This window comes from Pandoraea commovens (assembly GCF_902459615.1).
Taxonomy (GTDB): domain Bacteria; phylum Pseudomonadota; class Gammaproteobacteria; order Burkholderiales; family Burkholderiaceae; genus Pandoraea; species Pandoraea commovens.
In genome coordinates, this window is sequence record NZ_CABPSA010000007.1 from 308,952 (window position 1) to 326,807 (window position 17,856).

Below are 17,856 nucleotides of genomic sequence, written 5' to 3' on the forward strand. Positions count from 1 at the left end.
CTAAGTCCCCTCCCGGCTTCTTCATCACCCGATCCGGGAGAACGCCAGCCCTCGCGTGCGGGACGTGTACAGCGAAAACCGCGTGGCCTTGTCCTCACCACGCTCGACAAGCACGACACCGGCGCTAAGCGCCGATGCATCGGCAGGACGGAACGTCCAGACGTCACGGGTGAGCGCGTCGAGGTGATAACGTGCGCTACCCGTCGCGCCACGAATAGACAGCACCAGAACGCCGTCTTCCTTAGAAATCAGCGCGTGGGCGTCGGCATCGTGGCTGAAGTATCGACCGCAGACCCCCTCCTGCTGCAACACCTCGGCCGATGGCGTGCCTTCGTAACGCCGGAGCGTGACGACGTGGCCGTTTTCGATGAAATCGATGGCAGGCACGTCACCCGACGCTGCACGCTCCTGCGGTATGACGCGTATCCGTGCGCCCGCGCCATCTTCGATGCGGTACCCGCGCTCGTCTGCGATCAGCGGTTGCGCAGGGTGTATCGCGTTGTTCGTCGCCGCGTAAAATCCGCCGTCCCGTTCCACGATCTCCAAGAGCTGAACCGGATCGGCGCTCAGGTACTTACCGAGAAGCCCCGGATTTTCCGACGTCGGCTCCGCCGCCTGTCGCGGTGGCCCAAGCACTTCGTCGCCTAAAACGATATCCACGATCTCGGTCGCCAGCGCGGCGGGATCGATGGGCGCCCCGTTGCTCATCAGAACGATATCCAGTGCGTGCGACGGCACCGTGAGCATCTGGCACGTGCCGCCGAAGACGCCGCCCGCATGATGAACGGTTTCGACATTGCGATACTTCGTGCGCATCAAGCCCAGCGCGTATATGCCGGTCTCGCCGCTCGAATAAGTCGGCATGGTCAGCATTTCGCGCCACGTATCGGCGCTTCCCAGTCGGCTCGGATGACGCAAATGCGCAGCCCATCTCAACATGTCGTCGATGGTCGAGACGATGCCACCCTCCCCCAGCACATCGAGACTCGGGAACAGCCCGCGCAAATATCCACCTTCGCCATCGGGCACATGCTGCGTGGCCATGCGAGGGCGAATGCGCAGGTCGTCGCTGACGGACTCCGTGTCGCTCATCCCCATCACGCGGAAGATGCGTTCATCGAGAAATTGCTCGAACGGCATGCCACCGACGCGCGCGATGATCTGCGACAGTAAGTGGTATCCGCCGTTGCAATACATCATGCGCTCGCCGGGCGGGAAATTGACGTCTTGCTGACGCAGCTCGATTTCCAGCGGCATGCCTCGCCCGATCGGTGATATGCCCTGCGTAATGACGGACAAATCCAGATAGCAGCGATAGCCGCTGGTGTGCGTCATCAGTTGACGCAGCGTCGGTTCGCCTGCGGGCACAGGGACTTCCGGCAGATAGGTGCGAACGCCCGCGTCGATATCCAGCTTGCCCTCCTGCGCGAGCAGCAGCGCGGCAAGACAGGCAAAGTGTTTGCTGGTCGAGCCGATTCGCATGCGTGTGGCCGGCGTGTTGGCCACACCGTGTTCGAGGCTCGTCATGCCGAACCCCTTGCGGTAGAGCGTGCGTCCGTCACGGGCGACGCCGACTACGAGCCCCGGCGCATCGCTTCGGTTGAATCGCGCGAAATGCGCGTCGAGCCTGGCGTGCAGGTCTTGTTGTTGCAAAGTCATTGGAAAACCTCCAAAGATTAGAACGGCACCGTCAGCACGGCGCCGAACGTGCGCGGACGCTCCACGCTGACCAGCGCCGGGCCACCCATCGGCATCAGTGCAGTGCCTGCGGCCAGCAACGCGCGACGGTCGAACAGGTTGCGCAAATAGAAGTTCAGGCTCGCCTTGCCGAAGTCGATCCCCGCCAGCAGGTCGGTAACGGCGTAGCCCGGAAGCTGGTAATCGGGGCGGCCACTGCTATTGCTGAAGCCCGAATGGCGACGGCCGACGAAGCGTTCCGCAATACCGACATACGAGGCATACGAGCCGAGCGAGAAGTGATACGTCCCTGTCAGCGTCGCGGAGAACTTCGCCGAGTTCGGCAGCGGGTCACCCGACTGGGTGCCGGTCGACGCGTTGCCCTGTGTCAGCTTGGCGTCGATGTACGAGAAGCCGACGCCGAAATTCCAGTGCCGGTCGGGACGGAAGCTGCTCGCCAGCTCAAAGCCCTTGACGCGCGCGTTACCGGCATTGAGCACCTGATTGACACCCTCGATAGCGCCGAGCTGCTGGATGTTCTTCCACTCGATGTCGTAGACCGTGGCCGACAGCGACAGACGCTTATCGAACAGGTCGGCCTTGTAGCCAGCTTCGTACGTCCAGAGCGTGTCGGGCTGGAACGTGGCATTGCCGTTACCGGGCAACCCCGTGATCGGGCTGACGAGTTGCGCGTTCGGTCCGCCCGGGCGATAACCGCTGGCCGCACGAACGTAGACGTTGCTGTTCTCGGTGAGACCGTAGCTCGCCGTCAGCATGTAGGTCTTGCTGGTGTCCGACGAGGGGGCGGAAATCGTTTGTACCGGTCCACCCAGCAGACCGCCGGTCGTCTGGCTGAAGTTCTGGTTGTTGTGAGCAATCCGCATGCCGCCTGTGAGCGCCAGTCGCGACGTCACGTGGTACGTCAGATCGCCATACGCCGCGTATTCGGTGTAGGTGCTCGGTGCCGTGAGCGATGAAAGGTATCCGGAAGATCCGTCGGGAAACGCCCCAACAATCCCCTGATCCGACTCGCTACGCTCACGCGTGAAGAAGAGTCCGGCGATCCATTCAAGTTGGCGGTTCCCAGGCGACGTCAGACGAAACTCTTGCGTCACCTTGTTCGTCGACGCGATGTTCGCCGCCACGACCGAATTCAGATTCAGGCCCTGTGCGGCCAGCGCAGGCACGTAGACGACCGACAGATCCTGCGGCGCATTCGTCTTCACCGACTGATACGACGTGATCGAGTTCAAGCGCGACCATCCGAAGTCATACTCCAGGCCGAGCGAGTAAAGCTGCACGTTCTGATGGAACGGCTCGGGCGCATAGATGCGCGTGGTCAGATCGCCATCGACAGGTTTGCCGCTGTTGTCGTAGGCGACGTAGTTCGGCGCATTTCGGTTGATGTTCTGGGTAATCGCGCTCAGACGCACGGTGAACTGGCTCGTGGGTGTGAGGAGCAGCGAGGCGCGCGCGCCGTACGTGTCTCCCCGGTCGACCCGCGTGCCTGCCTGCGGCCCGACGGCGTCGATATAACCGGCATCGTGCTGACTGAACGCCGACACGCGTACTGCCGCCACATCGTTCTTGATGGGGATGTTGAGGACTGCGCTGGCGGTATTGCCGATGCCGCCGTGCTTGGTCGTCGACAAACCCGCGCTCGCCTGCCCCGAGAACGTGTTGGTATCCGGCTCGTTGGTGACGTACTTCAGCAACCCGCCCATCGCGCCCGCGCCGTAGAGCGTGCCCTGCGGCCCGCGCAACACTTCGATGTGGTTCAGGTCCAGCAGACTCATGTCCAGCGCGAACGTCGCGCCTTGCGAGAACAGCGTGCTACCGCCGAAGGCGACGTCATCGACATAGACGCCGACGGTCGGACCCGTTTGCTCTCCGGTCGTCACGCCGCGCATGCTGATCTGTCCCGAACCGCTGCCGCCCTGCGTATTGAGGTCGACACCCGGCTCCGACGAGAGGTAATCCGACATCGTCTTTGCACCGCTCTTTTGCAACTCTTCGGCGGAGATGACGTTGATCTGCATCGGCACTTCGCGTGCCGGTTCGCGGCGACGCGTTGCCGTCACCACGACGGTATTGAGCGTCGCGCCGTCCTTTGCCGTGGCCGGGGTCACGGTTTGCGCTGCGCCAGGCGCCACGGCATTCGCGTCGGCCGACGGGTTGGCCGACGGGTTGGCCGATGGGTTGGCCGCAACGGTCGCGCTCTCCGCTTCAGCACTGACCGCCGACGCAGCACCGGGTGGCGTCACGGACTGCGCATGGCCACAGGCCGATGCCAGCCCCAGCAGTGAACCGACCAGCCAGGTGCCGCCGTTGGGTCGAAGTCTGAATCGGTGCAAAGTGCCTGCGGTCTGCCTGCGATGCTGTCTGCTTGCCACTGTCGTCTCCTCCGGGATTTCCGCGCTTCGGTCATCGCCGATGCCTTCGCGGTATGGATCGTGTTGCGCGGTGTGCCCACGCTCATCAGAGTCTTAGCTCTGGCATGAACGTTATTTGTGCGATATTTCTGGTTCATGTGGACTTTGTATCGCGCGTGAAACATAGATCCCCTGAGTGCAGCGCCCCGCCCATGCGGGATTCAGACGGACGGTGCGTGCTCCCGGATGTTTCCGTCCTGAAACAATCTGTTGACGAAGCCGCTACATGCGCGCGGGATAATGGCGCGCATGTTCGAATCCTCATCTACCGCGTCGGCCACACCGCTCATGCAAAAGCCATCGTTCGATTCCGCGTTCTATCGGCTGCTGTTCGTCATGCTCGTGATGGTGGCGTTGACGCAAGCCGGTACCGCGTTGCTGCTTTACACGTTCTATTCGTCTGCCGCCTTCAGAGCGCCTCCCGGCATGTCGACCGGACTCCAATTGGGGCTGGCCGCCACGGTTCAGATCGTGCCGCTGCTTTTCTCCTCCTGGGTCGGTGCACGCATGCTGTCGGTGCCGTTCCGGTCGCTCGCGGCCGGCGCAGCAGAGTTGTCGCGCAATATGGACGCGCCGCCGATTCCCGAAGCGGGGCCGATCGAAGCGCGTCAGGCGGCGCGCGTCTTCAACTCGATGCAGGCCGCCATCCGTCGTCAGGTCAACGACCGCAATCGCTTTCTGGCGGCGGTGTCGCACGACTTGCGCACACCGCTCACGCGTATGCGTCTGCGAGTGCGCACGCTCGAAGGCTCGGAGTTCAACGACCGGATGATTGCCGACATCGACGAGATGACGCAGCTGCTCGACGCGACGCTGTCGTTTCTTCGTAACGAGGCCGTCACCGAAGAATTCAGCCCTATCGATATCGATGCGCTGATGGACGCCATTGCGGAAGATGCGCTGGAAAGCGGTCAGAAAGTCTCGGTGCACGGCGCCATCGCGCCACTCCTCGCGCAACCGCTGGCGTTGAAACGTTGCCTGACCAATCTGGTCGCGAATGCCATTCGCTATGGCGGCGAGGCGCGCATCGAGCTGATCGACGGCGAAGAGGAAGTGCAGATCGATATCGTGGATCGCGGGCCGGGTATCCCGGAGCCAGAACTCGAACGGGTGCTGGAACCGTTCTTCCGGCTTGAGCGCTCCCGCAATCGCGACACCGGGGGCACCGGCCTCGGGCTGGCCATAGCCAGCGATGTGGTGAAACGTCACGCAGGATCTCTGACGTTGCTCAACGCCAGAGATGGCGGGCTGATCGCCCGCGTGGTGTTGCCCAGACGCTAGCTGTCGTCGGTCGCGCGAGCGCGTGATCCGGCGTGTGTGTCAATGTCGATACACACTGCTCACAATCCGGCAACGCGGTCCTCATAGAGTGTGTGAAACGACCTTCTTCACACCTCTGGACTCGCAATGAAGATTTTCGCGGCAAACCTTTCTACCGAAACAAACACATTCGCGCCGTGCCCCACGGGATGGGGTGGATTTCAGGAGAACGGGATCTACCGGGGCGACGCCAGCATCCGCGCGTCCGATAGCGTGGGCTACATGATGGCCGAGCTTCGTCGTCTCGCCGAAGCGGACGGTCACGAACTGGCCGAAGGGCTGAGCGCAGAGGCGCAACCGTCCGGCCCGGTGATTCGGGAAGTCTACGAAACGTTGCGCGACGAAATCGTCGCTGGCGTGCGCGCCGCCTTGCCGCTCGACGCTGTCGTCCTCATGCTGCACGGCGCAATGGTCGCGCAAAACTACGACGATTGCGAAGGCGATCTGTTCGCTTGCATTCGCGAAGTGGTCGGACCGAATGTCCCCATTGCCGCGACACTCGACCCGCACTGCCACTTCACTGAGCTGATGCAGTACGCGTCCAATATTCTCATCGCCTACAAAGAGTATCCGCACACTGACGGCATCGACCGGCTGCATGAAGTCTATCGACTCGTGACGCAGGCCGCCGAGCGAAAAGTCGCGCCGGTCACCGCCGTGCACGATTGCCGGATGGTCGGTGCGTGGCACACCACGACGGAACCGATGGCGGGCTTCGTTCGCCGGATGAAGTCGTTCGAGGGACACGACGGCATTCTGTCCGTCTCGTTGGGTCATGGTTTTCCGTGGGGCGATGTGCCAGAAGCCGGTGCGAAGCTCTGGGTCGTTGCTGACGGCGACCCGCAGCGTGCCGCCGCACTCGCACATCAGTTGGGCAACGAGTTCTGGGCGTTGCGCCACGAGGTGCAGCCCAAATGGCTCGATCTCGATCATGGACTCGACGTGGCACTCGGCGTCGGCACCGGTCCGGTGGTCGTGGCGGATGTGGCGGACAACCCGGGCGGGGGCGCACCGGGTGACAGCACCTTCATCCTTCGACGGATTGTCGAGCGGGACATCCCCAACGTCGCACTGGGTTGCTTCTGGGATCTTGGCGCCATTCAGATCTGTGCAGACGCCGGTGTCGGTGCCACGCTAGATCTTCGGATCGGCGGGAAGTGCGGCACCGCCTCGGGCGATCCCATCGATCTGCGGGTCACAGTACGCGCCGTGCACGATACGCACTCGCAGAGCATTCGCGGCATGTCGATTCCCTTGGGACGTTCGGTCTGGGTGGAAGGCGCGAACGGTCTGGACATCGTGCTCGTTTCCATACGAACACAAGTCATTGGCGTCGACGCGTTCACCGGTCTCGGTATCGCGTTGGACGCCAAGCGTCTGGTCATCGTGAAATCGACGCAGCACTTTCAGGCGGAATTTGCGCCTCGCGCGAAGGCCGTCGTGCATCTTGCGGCACCGGGCGCACTGACGCCTGACTTCGCGGCACTTCCCTATCGACACCGCAGCCTCAAATACTGGCCTCGCGTCGAGAATCCGTTTGTTTGATTCTCGGCATCTCGCGCTCGACCGAACGCGCTTGATCGGAATTTCGCCCGCCATCGGCGGGCCAGTCTGACGATTTGCCGGGCTTCGCCAAAACTCCGGCAAATTTTTGCCCTTCCTCGCGAAGGGCATTTTTTTAGAACCTGTCGGCACGAAATGGCGTGGGGTCGACCAGCGTCCGCTCACCCGAGATCATTTCCGCGATCAGACGGCCCGTAACCGGTCCGAGCGTCAGACCGTGATGCGCGTGACCGAACGCGAACCATAGATCGCGATGCCGCAGCGCCGGGCCGATGATCGGCAACATATCGGGCGTGCAAGGACGGCTGCCCATCCACGGTTGCGCTTCGACGGGCGTGCCGAGTGGGAACACGCTTCTGGCCAACGGCTCCACCGCCGCGAGTTGGACCGGTGTGCGAGGGGCGTCGCGCAACGCAAGTTCAACGCCAGTCGTCAGACGAATACCCTGATTCATCGGCGCCATCACGAAACCACGCTCCGCATCCAACACGGTTTGGTTCAACGTTGCACCGTTCTCGGGGCGGAAATGCCTGTGATAGCCGCGCTTGGCGATTAACGGCAGCCGGTAGCCCAGCGCGTTCGTGACGGTACCGGACCACGGCCCCATCGCAACGACCGCGTGCCGACCTTCGATCTCGCCGTCTTCCGTTTGCACGCGCCAGTGAGGCTGCAGCGTGGTGGCGTCTCCCCGGACGATGCGTCCGCCGAGCGACGCGAAGTGTTGCGCATAGCGACTCACCAGTTCGCCGGGATCGCGTACCGAGCCGGAGGCCGTGTAGCGAATCGCGCCTGCCAGCGTTGTCGCGAGCGACGGTTCGTCGCGTTGAAGCTGCGCGGCGTCGAGCGGTTCGAACGGTACGTCGTACTCGCTTCGCCAGCGCTCGGCTTCGCGGTATGCGGCGTCGAACGCGTCTGCGGTGTGGAAGATCTTCAGCCAGCCGCCTTCACGCAGCAGATCCTGCGCGCCCGCACGTTCGATCAGCGCGTTATGTTCCGTCAGACAATGCTCGATGAGGGTGCTGTAATGACGGGCGATCTGCGCGTGACGCTGCGGCGCGGAGTGGTGCCAGTAGCGCGCGAGAAATGGCGCGATGCCCGGCAGTGCCGTCAGGTGATAGCGCACGTCGGTGGATCGATTGCGCGCATAACGAAGCAGCGTTCCGATGTCTCTGGCGAACGCATACGGATACACGCCTTCGCGCTGTATCAGTCCGGCGTTCCCGTAGGACGTCTCGCGTCCGGGCGCGGCACGATCGACGAGCACCGTGTTGAGGCCCCGGCGCTGGAGATGGATCGCGGTGGAGGTGCCGACAATGCCAGCACCGAGCACAAGTACGTCGACTGTCATGCCAGCGCCGTCACGGCAATTTCCACGTCGAAACCGGCGCGCATCAGCAGCGATTGAACGCACGCGCGCGTGGGGGCGTGCCCATCCGGCACCCAGACGTCCCACACGCGATTGAATTCGTCGAAATGACGCGCGTCGGACAGCCAGATGTTCGCGGTCAGAAGACGCGTCTTTTCGATCCCTGCCTCGGCCAGCAGCGCGTCGATATGCTTGAGCACTTCGATGGTCTGATCGGTAATCGTCGCGCCCGCCGTGTCCGGTACCTGGCCGGCAAGATATACAACCCCGTTGGCTACGACTACCTGACTCATGCGGCCGTTGGTTTGCATGCGCGTGATGTCTTTCTTCATGGTGCGAACTCGAAAAAGAGAAGTGAATGAACGGCCGCTAACGTAGACTCGACGGATTCGCGGCGGAGTGAATTATCATATATGAGAATTATTATTCTCGTATACGAGAAAACACCGACGCCGTAACGAGATCAACGACGCCGTGTTTTGTTCGGAGGATATGAACGGGACATGGTCAGTGAAGTGCTATGACGCCACCTACACGAAAGAAGACGCCGACGTCGGCTAAGCGGAAGCAGGTCCGGAGCGAGAGCGGACAGGTCAGCCAGATCAGCCATCAGACAGTGGGCGCACGGCTGCGCAATGCACGCAGCGCCCTTGGACTGACGCTCAAGGCACTGAGCGAGCGCTCAGGCGTGGCGGTCTCAACCATCTCGAAGGCGGAGCGCGGCGATATCGCGCTGACGTACGACAAATTCGGTGCGCTGGCGCGCGCGCTGAATCTGGACTACTCGGCGATCTTCGGCGACGAAGAGGCAGCACCCGGCGGCGCGATGGCTCCGTCGTTCACCGCAGCCGGACAGCAGGCGATCTACGAGACGCCGAACTATCGCTACGGCATGATCGCCTCCGATCTGCACGACAAGCGCATGGTGCCGATGCGCGCGCACATCCGCGCGCGAAAGCTGGAGGATTTTCCCGACTACATCCGTCACGCCGGTGAGGAGTTTGTTTTTGTCTTATCGGGCAACTTGCTGTTGCAGTTCGAGAACGGGACGGCGTTCCGGCTGGCACCTGGCGACAGCCTCTACTTCGACAGCGGCGTGGGGCATGTGTATCTGAGTGAGCACGAGGACGGCGTCGACGCTGTCGTCTGCTGTGTGGACATGAACGTAGCGCATCCGGTGTTGTAACAGCAGGCGACCGCCTTGCGGCGATCGCCCGCCGCCTGACTTACAGAAACTTCGTCGGCCAGATGATGGTGCGCCACATATGCGCCGAGGGTGAACCGTCGAAACCCAGGCCCTCCTTCGGCTGTTTGAAATGGCGTCCGATGATGTCGATGAAGGGATCCCAGCTCACCTGCGCGTTCGGATCGAACGAGTAGATGTCGTTGAGCGTGATGAGACGGCTCGTCATGTACCACTTGTGATTACGTGCGTATTCCCAATCGGCCTTGACGTAAGGCTCAGGCTCGTAATCTCCACCGAAGTAGCGGATGTACGCTTCGGGATAGTCGTAACCAACGGAGGCATCCGGGAAGAAGCGCAGCGCCTGGTGGTAGCGAATGGCCCAGCTCACCTCTTCGTCGACGTATGGGGCAAGCAGTTGCGCACCCCAGTAGCCATGATCGGCGCGAATGAAGCCCGACACGCTGATGTCGTGCAACAGGCACGCAAGAATCGTCTTCTCGTCATGGCCCGCCTTGAGCGCATGCGTGGCGCTTTGCAGCAAATGGTTCGCGGGCGCGAACCGGTGCTTGAAAAAGTCGAGCAGCGTCGGGCGCTCCGGCATCTTCTGCAGGCGCGGATCGTCGCCCATGAGGAAGTGACGCGGATCGGGCTTGCCGCCCGGCGGCGGCATGATCGGCGCCGTCGGGTCGCGATCGCCCGACGTGAACAGCACCGAACGCACGATCTTGCGGTCAAGCGCCTCGATCATCTGATGTTCGAGCGCGTCGGCGCGCGCCGACAGACTCATACCGGCGTGCCCCGGCATTTCCTGTGTTTTCGTGGTGGACATGGCGTCTCTCCGAAACGATTCGTAGGGATTGGAAGCGACGTGCGACTCAGCGCTTCGCCGCACCGGTCGGTGGTGCCATCGGTGGCAACACCGGCACGCTCACGGCGCGAATCTCCGTGTAGTGCTTCAGCCCCTGCGCGCCATACTCGCGTCCGATACCGGACTCCTTCGTGCCGCCAAACGGCACGTCGTACTCCACGCCCACGTGATGATTGATCCAGGCGGTGCCGACTTCGAGCCGCTGTGCGATCTCGCGGGCCCGCACCGGGTCGGCGCTCCACACCGATCCCGACAGTCCGAAGCGGCTGTCGTTAGCGCGACGCACCGCGTCGTCCACATCGCTGAAGCGAATTACCGGCAGCACCGGCCCGAACGGCTCTTCGTCGACGAGACGCGTCCCTTCCGCGATATCGGCCACGATGGTCGGCGCGATGAAATATCCCGGACGCGGGAGTGCTTCGCCGCCACACAGAATGCGTGCGTTCTGGCCACGCGTATCCTCGATGAGTTCCAGCACCCGCTCGTATTGCATGCGGTTCTGCACCGGCCCCATCAGTACGCCCTCCTCGAAGCCCTCGCCGACCTTGACCTTGTTCGCGATCTCGACAAGCGCATCGCACAGCGCGTCGTAGACCTTCTCATGCACATACAGACGCTTGATCGCCATGCAGATCTGACCGCTGTTGCCGAAGCACGCCCAGAACAGACGCGGCGCGAGGGCCTTCACGTCGATGTCGTCGAGCACGATGGCCGCATCGTTGCCGCCGAGTTCGAGCGTCACACGCTTGAGCGTGCTGGCCGCACTGGCCATCACCCGCTTGCCCGTGGCGACCGAGCCGGTAAACGAGATCTTGTCGATGCCGGGATGGTTGGTCATCCACGCACCGAGATCGTTGCCGCCTGCGACGACGTTCACCACGCCGGGCGGGAAGTGCTCGCGTGCGATTTCGCCGATGAGCAGCGTCGTCAGCGGCGTATAGGGCGACGGCTTGAGCACGATGGTATTGCCCGTGTACAGCGACTGGGTGATCTTCGGCAGCGCGAGCAGTACCGGCACGTTCCAGGGCGTAATCGCGCCCACGACGCCCAGCGGGTGATATTGCAGCTCGACGTACCCGCGCTCGTTATCGCGCAGGAGTTCAGGCTTCAGCTCGATGGCCAGCAGGCCTTCGAGGTTGGCGAACGCCCGGTTGAGTTCGTCCTGTGCGCGGGCGAACGGCTTGCCCTGCTCACGCGTGAGCAGCGTGGCGATTTCCTTGCTGCGCGCTTTCAGTGCTTCTGCAAAGCTGCGCAGCCGCTCGCGGCGATGCGCCGGGGTCGTCTCGCGCCAGACCGCGAATGCACGACGGGCAGCCGCCACGGCGCGATCGAGCTGATCTTGCGAGGCGTCCGGGCAAACGGCGAACGGTGCGCCCGTGCCCGGGTTGATGACGTCGAACGAGGCATCGCTGGACTCGCCGCGACCGTCGATGGTGTGGGTGAAACCGCTTTGTTGCATGTCGTCTCCTCCAGCGCTCTGTGCCGAGCGCATTGATAGTGTTTGGGCGTGATGCACGTGACTAGAGATCGAGCACCAGCCGGTCGCCGCGACAGCCGGAGCAGCAGATCATGACGGTGCGGCCACTGGCCCGCTCGTCCTGACTCAACACGAGGTCGCGATGCTCCGGCGTGCCGTCGAGTACTGCGACTTCGCACGTGCCGCACACACCTTCGCGACAAGAATACGGGGCGTCCACGCCAACGTCGAGCAATGCGTCGAGCATCGTCTGCCCGGCCGCCACATGGACCGTCTTGCCACTGCGTGCGAGGACCACGTCGTATTGCCCCGTGGAACTCTGGTGCGTGCCCGCCCCGCTGAAATACTCCACATGTCCGTGGCAATCGACGCGGCGCGCCACCGCCGCTTCGAACGCCTGCAACATCGGCGCCGGTCCGCAGCAATAGAGGTGCGTGCCGGGCGCGGCGTCATCGATGAGGCGCATGAGGTCGAGCGAGCCACGCCCCGGCGCGCTGTCGAAATGCCACTGCACGCGGCCGTGCGAGAAAGTCGCCGCATCGAGGCGATTGGCGAACGCCGCCGTCTGGGCGCTGCGGGCGCAGTAGTGCAGCGTCCACGGGCAGCCCAGCGTTTCGAGGCGCGCCGCCATCGACAGTAACGGCGTGATGCCGATACCGCCCGCGACGAGCACCGTGTGTCCGGTGCGCGCCGCGCCCTCGTCGAGCGCGAAGTGATTGCGCGGCGCGCTGATCTTAAGCGCCGAGCCCTCGGTGAGATGCTCGTGAACGAAGGCCGATCCGCCGCGACTCGCCGCATCGCGTTGCACGCCGACGACATAGCGATGCCGCTCGGCCGGATCGTTGAGCAACGAATAGCAGCGTGACAGGCCGTCGCGCAGATACAGCTCGACGTGGGCACCCGCGGTGAAGGGCGGCAACGGGCTGTCGTCGGGCGCGCGCAGCTCGAAGACGGCAATCGTCTCGGTCTGCTGCTCACGCCGCGCAACGTTGACGAGCAGCGTATCGGTGAAATCGGACATGTTCATGAGTCGTCACACAGTCAGGTGGACCGGCCGGGCCGTCACTTATGCCGCCTTGGCGGGCAGACGGAAGACATGACGCGCGTTGTCTTCGAAGATCTTCTGGCGGTCCTGCGCGCTCAGCCAGTCGAGGTTGTCGATGAGCGAACGTACATCATCCATCGAGCGCCCCGTCTTCGGATTCACCGCCGAGCCCACGCCCGGGCACTCGGTGCCGAACAGGCAGCGATCCACGCCGACCGTCTTAATGAGCAGCGACAGCGCCTCTTCGGTGTAGAGCACCGTATCGAAGTACAGATTGCGCAGGCGATCGGAGAAGCGCTGGCCGTTCGGACGACGCAGCGACGGGGCGTCGAAGCGGCCGATCTGATACGGAATTGCCCCACCGCCGTGGCTCACCACGATCTTCAGGTCCGGGAAGTCCTTGAAGACGTCCGAGTTCACGAGGCCGAACACGGCGATGGTTTCTTCGTTGATAAAGTGCAGCGAGTACGGCACGCGCTCCGAGCGCGAACCCGTGCCGTGAATGTGCGCTGGCACGTCGAGCTCGCACAGCTTTTCGTAGAGCGGATACCAGTAGCGATCGCCCAGCGGCGGCGCCTCGGCCACACCGTTCTCGAACGGGTCCGGGTTGAGCAGGCAGCCCGAGAAGCCCAGCTCGTTAATGCAGCGCTCAAGTTCCGGCAGCGCCTGCTCGATCGGGTCGCCAGCGGTTTGCGGCAGACCCGCGACACCCGCGAACGTCTCGGGGAAAAGCTGCGTCTGGCGATAGATGATGTTGTTGCACTCTTCCGTGAACCAATGCACCAGTTTCGACGGCTTTTCCGACTGCATCAGTTGGAAAGGACGCGGCGAGACCAGTTGCAGGTCGGTGCCGTGGTCGCGAATGTAGTCGAGGTGCCCCTTGGGCCACGTTTCGGCGCGATTGGCGGCGGCGCGGATTTCGTCGTCGGACACGTTGATGCGTCCGCGCCCGTGCGAGCCACGGCTGGCCAGCAGGCTGGCCTTATAGGCCCACAGTTCGGTCGGTGCACTCACGTGGGCATGGCAATCGATGATCATGCTGGACTCCGGTTTCAGGTTGATTCGGGTTTGATGAAATGAGATGAAGACATGTGTGGCTTTGCTGCGGTATCAGTGTCTGGGTGCCGATGCGCCGCGTAGCAGCGCCGCCGCGCCGTCGAGCACCGGCGTGTCTTGCGGCAGCAGCATCGAGACGGGACGCACGTTGTAGAGCGCCGCATCGTTCGCACAGGCAGGCGCCTGCCCCTGCGCCAGATCGCGGGCGAGCTTGAGCATCAGCCGACGAAAGCGCACGATGCCGCGATCCGAAGCGCCCAGACGCTCCTGCGAGCGGTCGACGAGCGGCCCCATGCTTTCCTGCACGGCGGCGTCCTGATTCGGAATGCCTTCGATGCCTGTGAAGTTGGAGGTGCGCTGACGTGCGCGGTCGATGCCGTAGTCGTTGTCACGATGCAGCAGCGGCTGATAGCCCTCGTCCACCGGCCCCCAGAAGCCCTTGCGTCCGCCACGGAACGCGATCTCTTCGTCGCGATACGTGCGCGCAGGACTCGCGCTGAAAGACCATGTCCACGTGGTCTCGTCGTCGATAGGCACCCACGCGTGACCGTCGTAGGGCTCCTGACTCGATTCGTCGAAATTTCCAACGGGCGGAATCATCGTGTAGCACGGCAGCAGAAACTGCGTGACACGCCAGTAATACGTGCCCGGTCTGGCATGACGCCGCGCGGCGATCACCAGACCGTAATCCGCATCACTCACCTCGAATACGGGATGACGATCTGACGCGTGATACGGATTGCTCGGCGCACCGGCGACCGGCTCCGTGCGGCTGTGAAGAAATGAGATGTGGCTCGAATCGATGCCGCCCTCGACCGCCTGCGCCCAGTTGCACGATTGCAGTCGCTTGGTCGCCGTGTGCTGACGCTCGGGCAGCCGCGACCATTCGAAGTCGGGCAACGCGGGCACCGATTCGCGCGGCCCCATGTAGACCCACACGACGCCGTTGCGCTCGGCGGTGAGATAGGCCTTGATGCGCACGTTATGCGTCTGCGGATTCTCGTGCGGCTCGGACGGCATCTCCACACACTGGCCGTTCACGTCGAACTTCCAGCCGTGATAGACGCAGCGCAAGCCGCATTCCTCATTGCGTCCGAAGAAGAGCCCGGCCCGACGATGCGCGCAGTAGGCGTCCACGATGCCGACGCGTCCTTGCGTATCGCGAAACGCGACGAGGTCTTCGCATAGCAAGCGCAGCCTGACCGGTGCACCGTCACGCTCGGCGATCTCCTCCGAGAGCAGCGCGGGCAACCAGAAGCGACGGAACAGGTCGCCCATGGGCGTGCCCGGTCCAACGCGCGTGAGTGTTTCGTTGTCTTGCCTGGAAAGCATGCCTGCCTCCTTGCAGGTGGGGCCGGCGCGTCGTCCTCTACGAGACTTGCGCGGCCGGTGGCCTTAATTCGCCGGATGCCAGAGTACGAAGCCCATGGCGTTGCCCGTGCCCGCCGCCGAGCGGTAGCACGGCACGTAATCGACCAACTGCATGGTCATCTGTCCGGCGTTGGCCGCCGCAATGACGGGCAGCCAGTTCTTCACTTCCGAGGTGCCCGATTGCAGCAGCGCTTCGTCGATCTCGCGCAGGTACGCGGTGTCGCGACGCGTCATGGCGTCGAGCAGCGCATGGTCGAACGCCTCGTCGATGACGAAGTGGCTCAATCCGCCCGAGGCGATCACGGCGACGCGCACGTCGTCTGGCCAAGCCACGAGGGCGTCGCGCAGCGCCAGCCCGAGATCGACGCAACGCGTCGCACGTGGCTGGTTGGGCGGATAGAACGTGTTGAGCATGATCGGCACATGCGGCGGCACGTTGCCGTGCATGAGCCGCTGGTAGACGAAGCCGAACGCGTGCGGCATGCCGGTCGGACCGTCGTTGCCGCGCTGCGGGACTTCCGTCGAGATCGTGATGTCGTGCCCGCTGCCGGTGAACGCCGTCGCCAGATGGCGTGCAAGCGGCGCGTGCGCCGGGTACTCCGTGCGCGCCCCCGGCTTGATCGCGGCCGACGAGATCGAGATACCAGGCGGCATCTTCGCGAGTCGCGCGGCGCTGACCGGTTCGTCGAACACTGTCTCGCCGCCGAACAGCCACAGGGCCGGTGTGATTGCAGGGCCGAACACTTCGCGCTGATCGTTGCCGACGATCACGACGACGTCCGGCGCCGCGTCGGCGAGCGCCTTCGACATCACGCCGAGCGCCGCCGCACAGCGCGCGGCATGCGCCTCACGCGCGGGCAACGTCACTTTCGCTTCGATGTCTTCGGCGGCGCGCAACGTCATCAGTTCGTCGAAACTGTAAGTCGCACCGCGATACGGATGCGCCGGTTCGGCACGGTCCGCGCGTACGCGCAGATCCCAGTCGGCGGGCGGCGTCGAGAGCATCGGCCCGTGTGAGGTTCCCATGCACAGCACGATCTCAGCCATGCTGTGTGCTCCCGAGCGGCGCATCTACCACGTTGCCGTGCTCGTCGATCTGCACCCCCATCGCGTCGTGGAACGCACGCTTCACCGCTTCCGGTTGCCCGTACTGGAACGCGTATTCCTTGAGATGCTTCCCGATGATCGGATGCGCTTTGAGTTCCTCTCGCGTCAAACCGTCGACAAAGAGACGCCGGGCGGCGACAGGCAAATCGATGCAGTCGTTCTTGGCTTCTTCACGCACAAGCCCCTTCGGATCGCGGCCCTGTGCAACGGCATCGAGTTCGTCGAAGAAATGACGACGTAGCATGGCAATACCGCGATCGCTCGCGCCCAGATTCTCCTGGGTGCGATCGGCGATGCGCCCCTGCCCAACCCACGCGACGAAGTCCTGATTCATCACGTGGCTGGAGATCCATTGCCCAGTCGCCTCGTCCTTGACCGGGCCATACCAGGCAGGAATCGTCTCCTGCACGTACGGCTCGCGCTCGCGCGGAACACGGTTGAATGCCCACGTGATCGAGAGCGTGTTCTCGTCGTCGATAGGCACGCGCCATTCGAAGTGATCGCCGAGACAGAACACGTTCGGCCACAGGGCGAGACGGCCGACGGCCCACAGCGGATGCTTCTCGTCGGTGTCTTCACGCACGCGCTTGTAGATCAGCCCGTACTCGAATTCCTCGAAGCCGAGCTTCGTATGCGTGGGCGCGTAGGGGCCGGTGTCGCCGCGCAAGCGCACACTCCAGTTCGAGTGCATCCACTCGAAGTGCACCGGATCGATGGAATTCTCCTGACACTGGAACCAGTTGCACGGTACTTCCGAGATGACGACCTGACGGAAACCGTTCGCCCACGTGAACGGCTCCCATGTCGGCACGAGCGGCGCAGGCAACGGACCCATGTAGGCCCAGAGCATGCCCGCCTTGGCCTGTACCGGATACGACTTGATCTTGATCCGGTCCTTCAGGCGTACCTGCGGGTTCGCGATGTCCTCATACGGCTGCTCGGTGCATTGCCCTTTCTCGTCGTAGAGCCAGCCGTGATAGTTGCAGCGCAGTCCGCACTTCTCCACGAAGCCATACGCGAGATCGGCACGACGGTGCGGACATTGACGATCCACCAACCCGTAGTTGCCGGACAGATCCTTGTAAAGCACCAGGTCTTCGCCGAACAGGCGCGCCGGTCGCACCGAGATCTCGTCGAACTCGCTCTCGGCACCGATCGGATGCCAATAGCGCCGCAGCAATTCCCCCATCGGCGTGCCTGGTCCGACCTGCGTCAACAACTGGTTCTTTGCCTCGCTGAGCATGGATGTCTCCGTCCGTTTCTTGTGGAATGCGCACTGCATTCGACAGTGCATTTGCGCATACTGTATGCGTGTTTATTTTGCGTGTCAACGCCCTTTATTGGGCAATCGATGGTGTATTCACCCAACCCCGCTCATTCTTAAATCA

At 63.2% G+C, this 17,856-nt stretch carries 14 protein-coding genes; 3 read left to right on the top strand and 11 right to left on the bottom strand.

The annotated features are described in order from the left end of the window. Positions 1-24: 24 nt before the first annotated feature. Complete coding sequence (locus PCO31010_RS20125; protein WP_150665829.1) at positions 25-1,659, bottom strand: serine hydrolase domain-containing protein; 1,635 nt, start codon at positions 1,657-1,659, stop codon at positions 25-27. 17 nt (positions 1,660-1,676) lie between these two features. Then, positions 1,677-4,070, bottom strand: a complete 2,394-nt coding sequence (locus tag PCO31010_RS20130; RefSeq protein ID WP_246184695.1) for a TonB-dependent receptor — start codon at positions 4,068-4,070, stop codon at positions 1,677-1,679. A gap of 288 nt (positions 4,071-4,358) precedes the next feature. On the opposite strand from PCO31010_RS20130, the gene PCO31010_RS20135 reads away from it, so the two are divergent. Both PCO31010_RS20135 and PCO31010_RS20140 read left to right on the top strand, forming a co-directional pair. After that, complete coding sequence (locus PCO31010_RS20135; protein ID WP_150665830.1) at positions 4,359-5,390, top strand: ATP-binding protein; 1,032 nt, start codon at positions 4,359-4,361, stop codon at positions 5,388-5,390. Between the two features lie 126 nt (positions 5,391-5,516). Further along, positions 5,517-6,974 carry a M81 family metallopeptidase gene (locus PCO31010_RS20140; RefSeq protein WP_150665831.1) on the top strand — a complete coding sequence of 486 codons (1,458 nt, stop codon included), beginning with the start codon at positions 5,517-5,519 and terminating at the stop codon, positions 6,972-6,974. 133 nt (positions 6,975-7,107) lie between these two features. On the opposite strand, the gene PCO31010_RS20145 is transcribed toward PCO31010_RS20140, so the two are convergent. Further along, positions 7,108-8,340 (bottom strand): NAD(P)/FAD-dependent oxidoreductase, encoded by a 1,233-nt coding sequence (locus tag PCO31010_RS20145; protein WP_150665832.1) that lies wholly within the window; start codon positions 8,338-8,340, stop codon positions 7,108-7,110. Then, positions 8,337-8,690, bottom strand: a complete 354-nt coding sequence (locus tag PCO31010_RS20150; protein ID WP_150665833.1) for a RidA family protein — start codon at positions 8,688-8,690, stop codon at positions 8,337-8,339. The genes PCO31010_RS20145 and PCO31010_RS20150 overlap by 4 nt, the downstream gene beginning before the upstream one ends. Positions 8,691-8,878: 188 nt before the next feature. Between PCO31010_RS20150 and PCO31010_RS20155 the strand changes: the two genes are divergently transcribed. Then, the gene (locus PCO31010_RS20155) at positions 8,879-9,544 is read left to right on the top strand and encodes a helix-turn-helix domain-containing protein (RefSeq protein WP_150665834.1); all 666 of its coding nucleotides are present in this window, start codon (positions 8,879-8,881) and stop codon (positions 9,542-9,544) included. A 40-nt stretch (positions 9,545-9,584) separates the two neighbouring features. On the opposite strand, the gene PCO31010_RS20160 is transcribed toward PCO31010_RS20155, so the two are convergent. The 7 genes from PCO31010_RS20160 to PCO31010_RS20190 form a co-directional block, all read right to left on the bottom strand. Beyond that, entirely contained in the window at positions 9,585-10,373 is a 789-nt protein-coding gene (locus PCO31010_RS20160) for an HD domain-containing protein (RefSeq protein WP_217426181.1), read from the bottom strand. A gap of 46 nt (positions 10,374-10,419) precedes the next feature. Next, positions 10,420-11,871 (bottom strand): aldehyde dehydrogenase family protein, encoded by a 1,452-nt coding sequence (locus PCO31010_RS20165; protein ID WP_150665835.1) that lies wholly within the window; start codon positions 11,869-11,871, stop codon positions 10,420-10,422. A 61-nt stretch (positions 11,872-11,932) separates the two neighbouring features. Then, positions 11,933-12,910, bottom strand: a complete 978-nt coding sequence (locus tag PCO31010_RS20170; RefSeq protein WP_150665836.1) for a PDR/VanB family oxidoreductase — start codon at positions 12,908-12,910, stop codon at positions 11,933-11,935. 45 nt (positions 12,911-12,955) lie between these two features. Next, a complete protein-coding gene (locus tag PCO31010_RS20175) occupies positions 12,956-13,972 on the bottom strand; it encodes an amidohydrolase family protein (RefSeq protein ID WP_150665837.1) in 1,017 nt (338 codons plus the stop codon). Positions 13,973-14,044: 72 nt separating this feature from the next. Beyond that, positions 14,045-15,322: a Rieske 2Fe-2S domain-containing protein gene (locus PCO31010_RS20180; protein WP_150665838.1), complete on the bottom strand. Its 1,278-nt coding sequence runs from the start codon at positions 15,320-15,322 to the stop codon at positions 14,045-14,047. Between the two features lie 63 nt (positions 15,323-15,385). Continuing rightward, entirely contained in the window at positions 15,386-16,408 is a 1,023-nt protein-coding gene (locus tag PCO31010_RS20185; RefSeq protein WP_174984970.1) for a DODA-type extradiol aromatic ring-opening family dioxygenase, read from the bottom strand. After that, on the bottom strand, positions 16,401-17,711 hold the full coding sequence (locus PCO31010_RS20190) for an aromatic ring-hydroxylating oxygenase subunit alpha (RefSeq protein ID WP_150665840.1): 1,311 nt from the start codon (positions 17,709-17,711) through the stop codon (positions 16,401-16,403). Before PCO31010_RS20190 ends, PCO31010_RS20185 begins: the two co-directional genes overlap by 8 nt. Between the last annotated feature and the right edge of the window lie 145 nt (positions 17,712-17,856).

What these genes read in the sequence shown, in the direction of transcription:
- PCO31010_RS20180 (WP_150665838.1), bottom strand. Translation starts at nt 15,322, where the DNA reads ATGCTTTCCAGGCAAGACAACGAAACACTCACGCGCGTTGGACCGGGC.
- PCO31010_RS20150 (WP_150665833.1), bottom strand. Translation starts at nt 8,690, where the DNA reads ATGAAGAAAGACATCACGCGCATGCAAACCAACGGCCGCATGAGTCAG.
- PCO31010_RS20140 (WP_150665831.1), top strand. Translation starts at nt 5,517, where the DNA reads ATGAAGATTTTCGCGGCAAACCTTTCTACCGAAACAAACACATTCGCG.
- PCO31010_RS20155 (WP_150665834.1), top strand. Translation starts at nt 8,879, where the DNA reads ATGACGCCACCTACACGAAAGAAGACGCCGACGTCGGCTAAGCGGAAG.
- PCO31010_RS20135 (WP_150665830.1), top strand. Translation starts at nt 4,359, where the DNA reads ATGTTCGAATCCTCATCTACCGCGTCGGCCACACCGCTCATGCAAAAG.
- PCO31010_RS20175 (WP_150665837.1), bottom strand. Translation starts at nt 13,972, where the DNA reads ATGATCATCGATTGCCATGCCCACGTGAGTGCACCGACCGAACTGTGG.
- PCO31010_RS20145 (WP_150665832.1), bottom strand. Translation starts at nt 8,340, where the DNA reads ATGACAGTCGACGTACTTGTGCTCGGTGCTGGCATTGTCGGCACCTCC.
- PCO31010_RS20125 (WP_150665829.1), bottom strand. Translation starts at nt 1,659, where the DNA reads ATGACTTTGCAACAACAAGACCTGCACGCCAGGCTCGACGCGCATTTC.
- PCO31010_RS20185 (WP_174984970.1), bottom strand. Translation starts at nt 16,408, where the DNA reads ATGGCTGAGATCGTGCTGTGCATGGGAACCTCACACGGGCCGATGCTC.
- PCO31010_RS20165 (WP_150665835.1), bottom strand. Translation starts at nt 11,871, where the DNA reads ATGCAACAAAGCGGTTTCACCCACACCATCGACGGTCGCGGCGAGTCC.
- PCO31010_RS20160 (WP_217426181.1), bottom strand. Translation starts at nt 10,373, where the DNA reads ATGTCCACCACGAAAACACAGGAAATGCCGGGGCACGCCGGTATGAGT.
- PCO31010_RS20190 (WP_150665840.1), bottom strand. Translation starts at nt 17,711, where the DNA reads ATGCTCAGCGAGGCAAAGAACCAGTTGTTGACGCAGGTCGGACCAGGC.
- PCO31010_RS20170 (WP_150665836.1), bottom strand. Translation starts at nt 12,910, where the DNA reads ATGTCCGATTTCACCGATACGCTGCTCGTCAACGTTGCGCGGCGTGAG.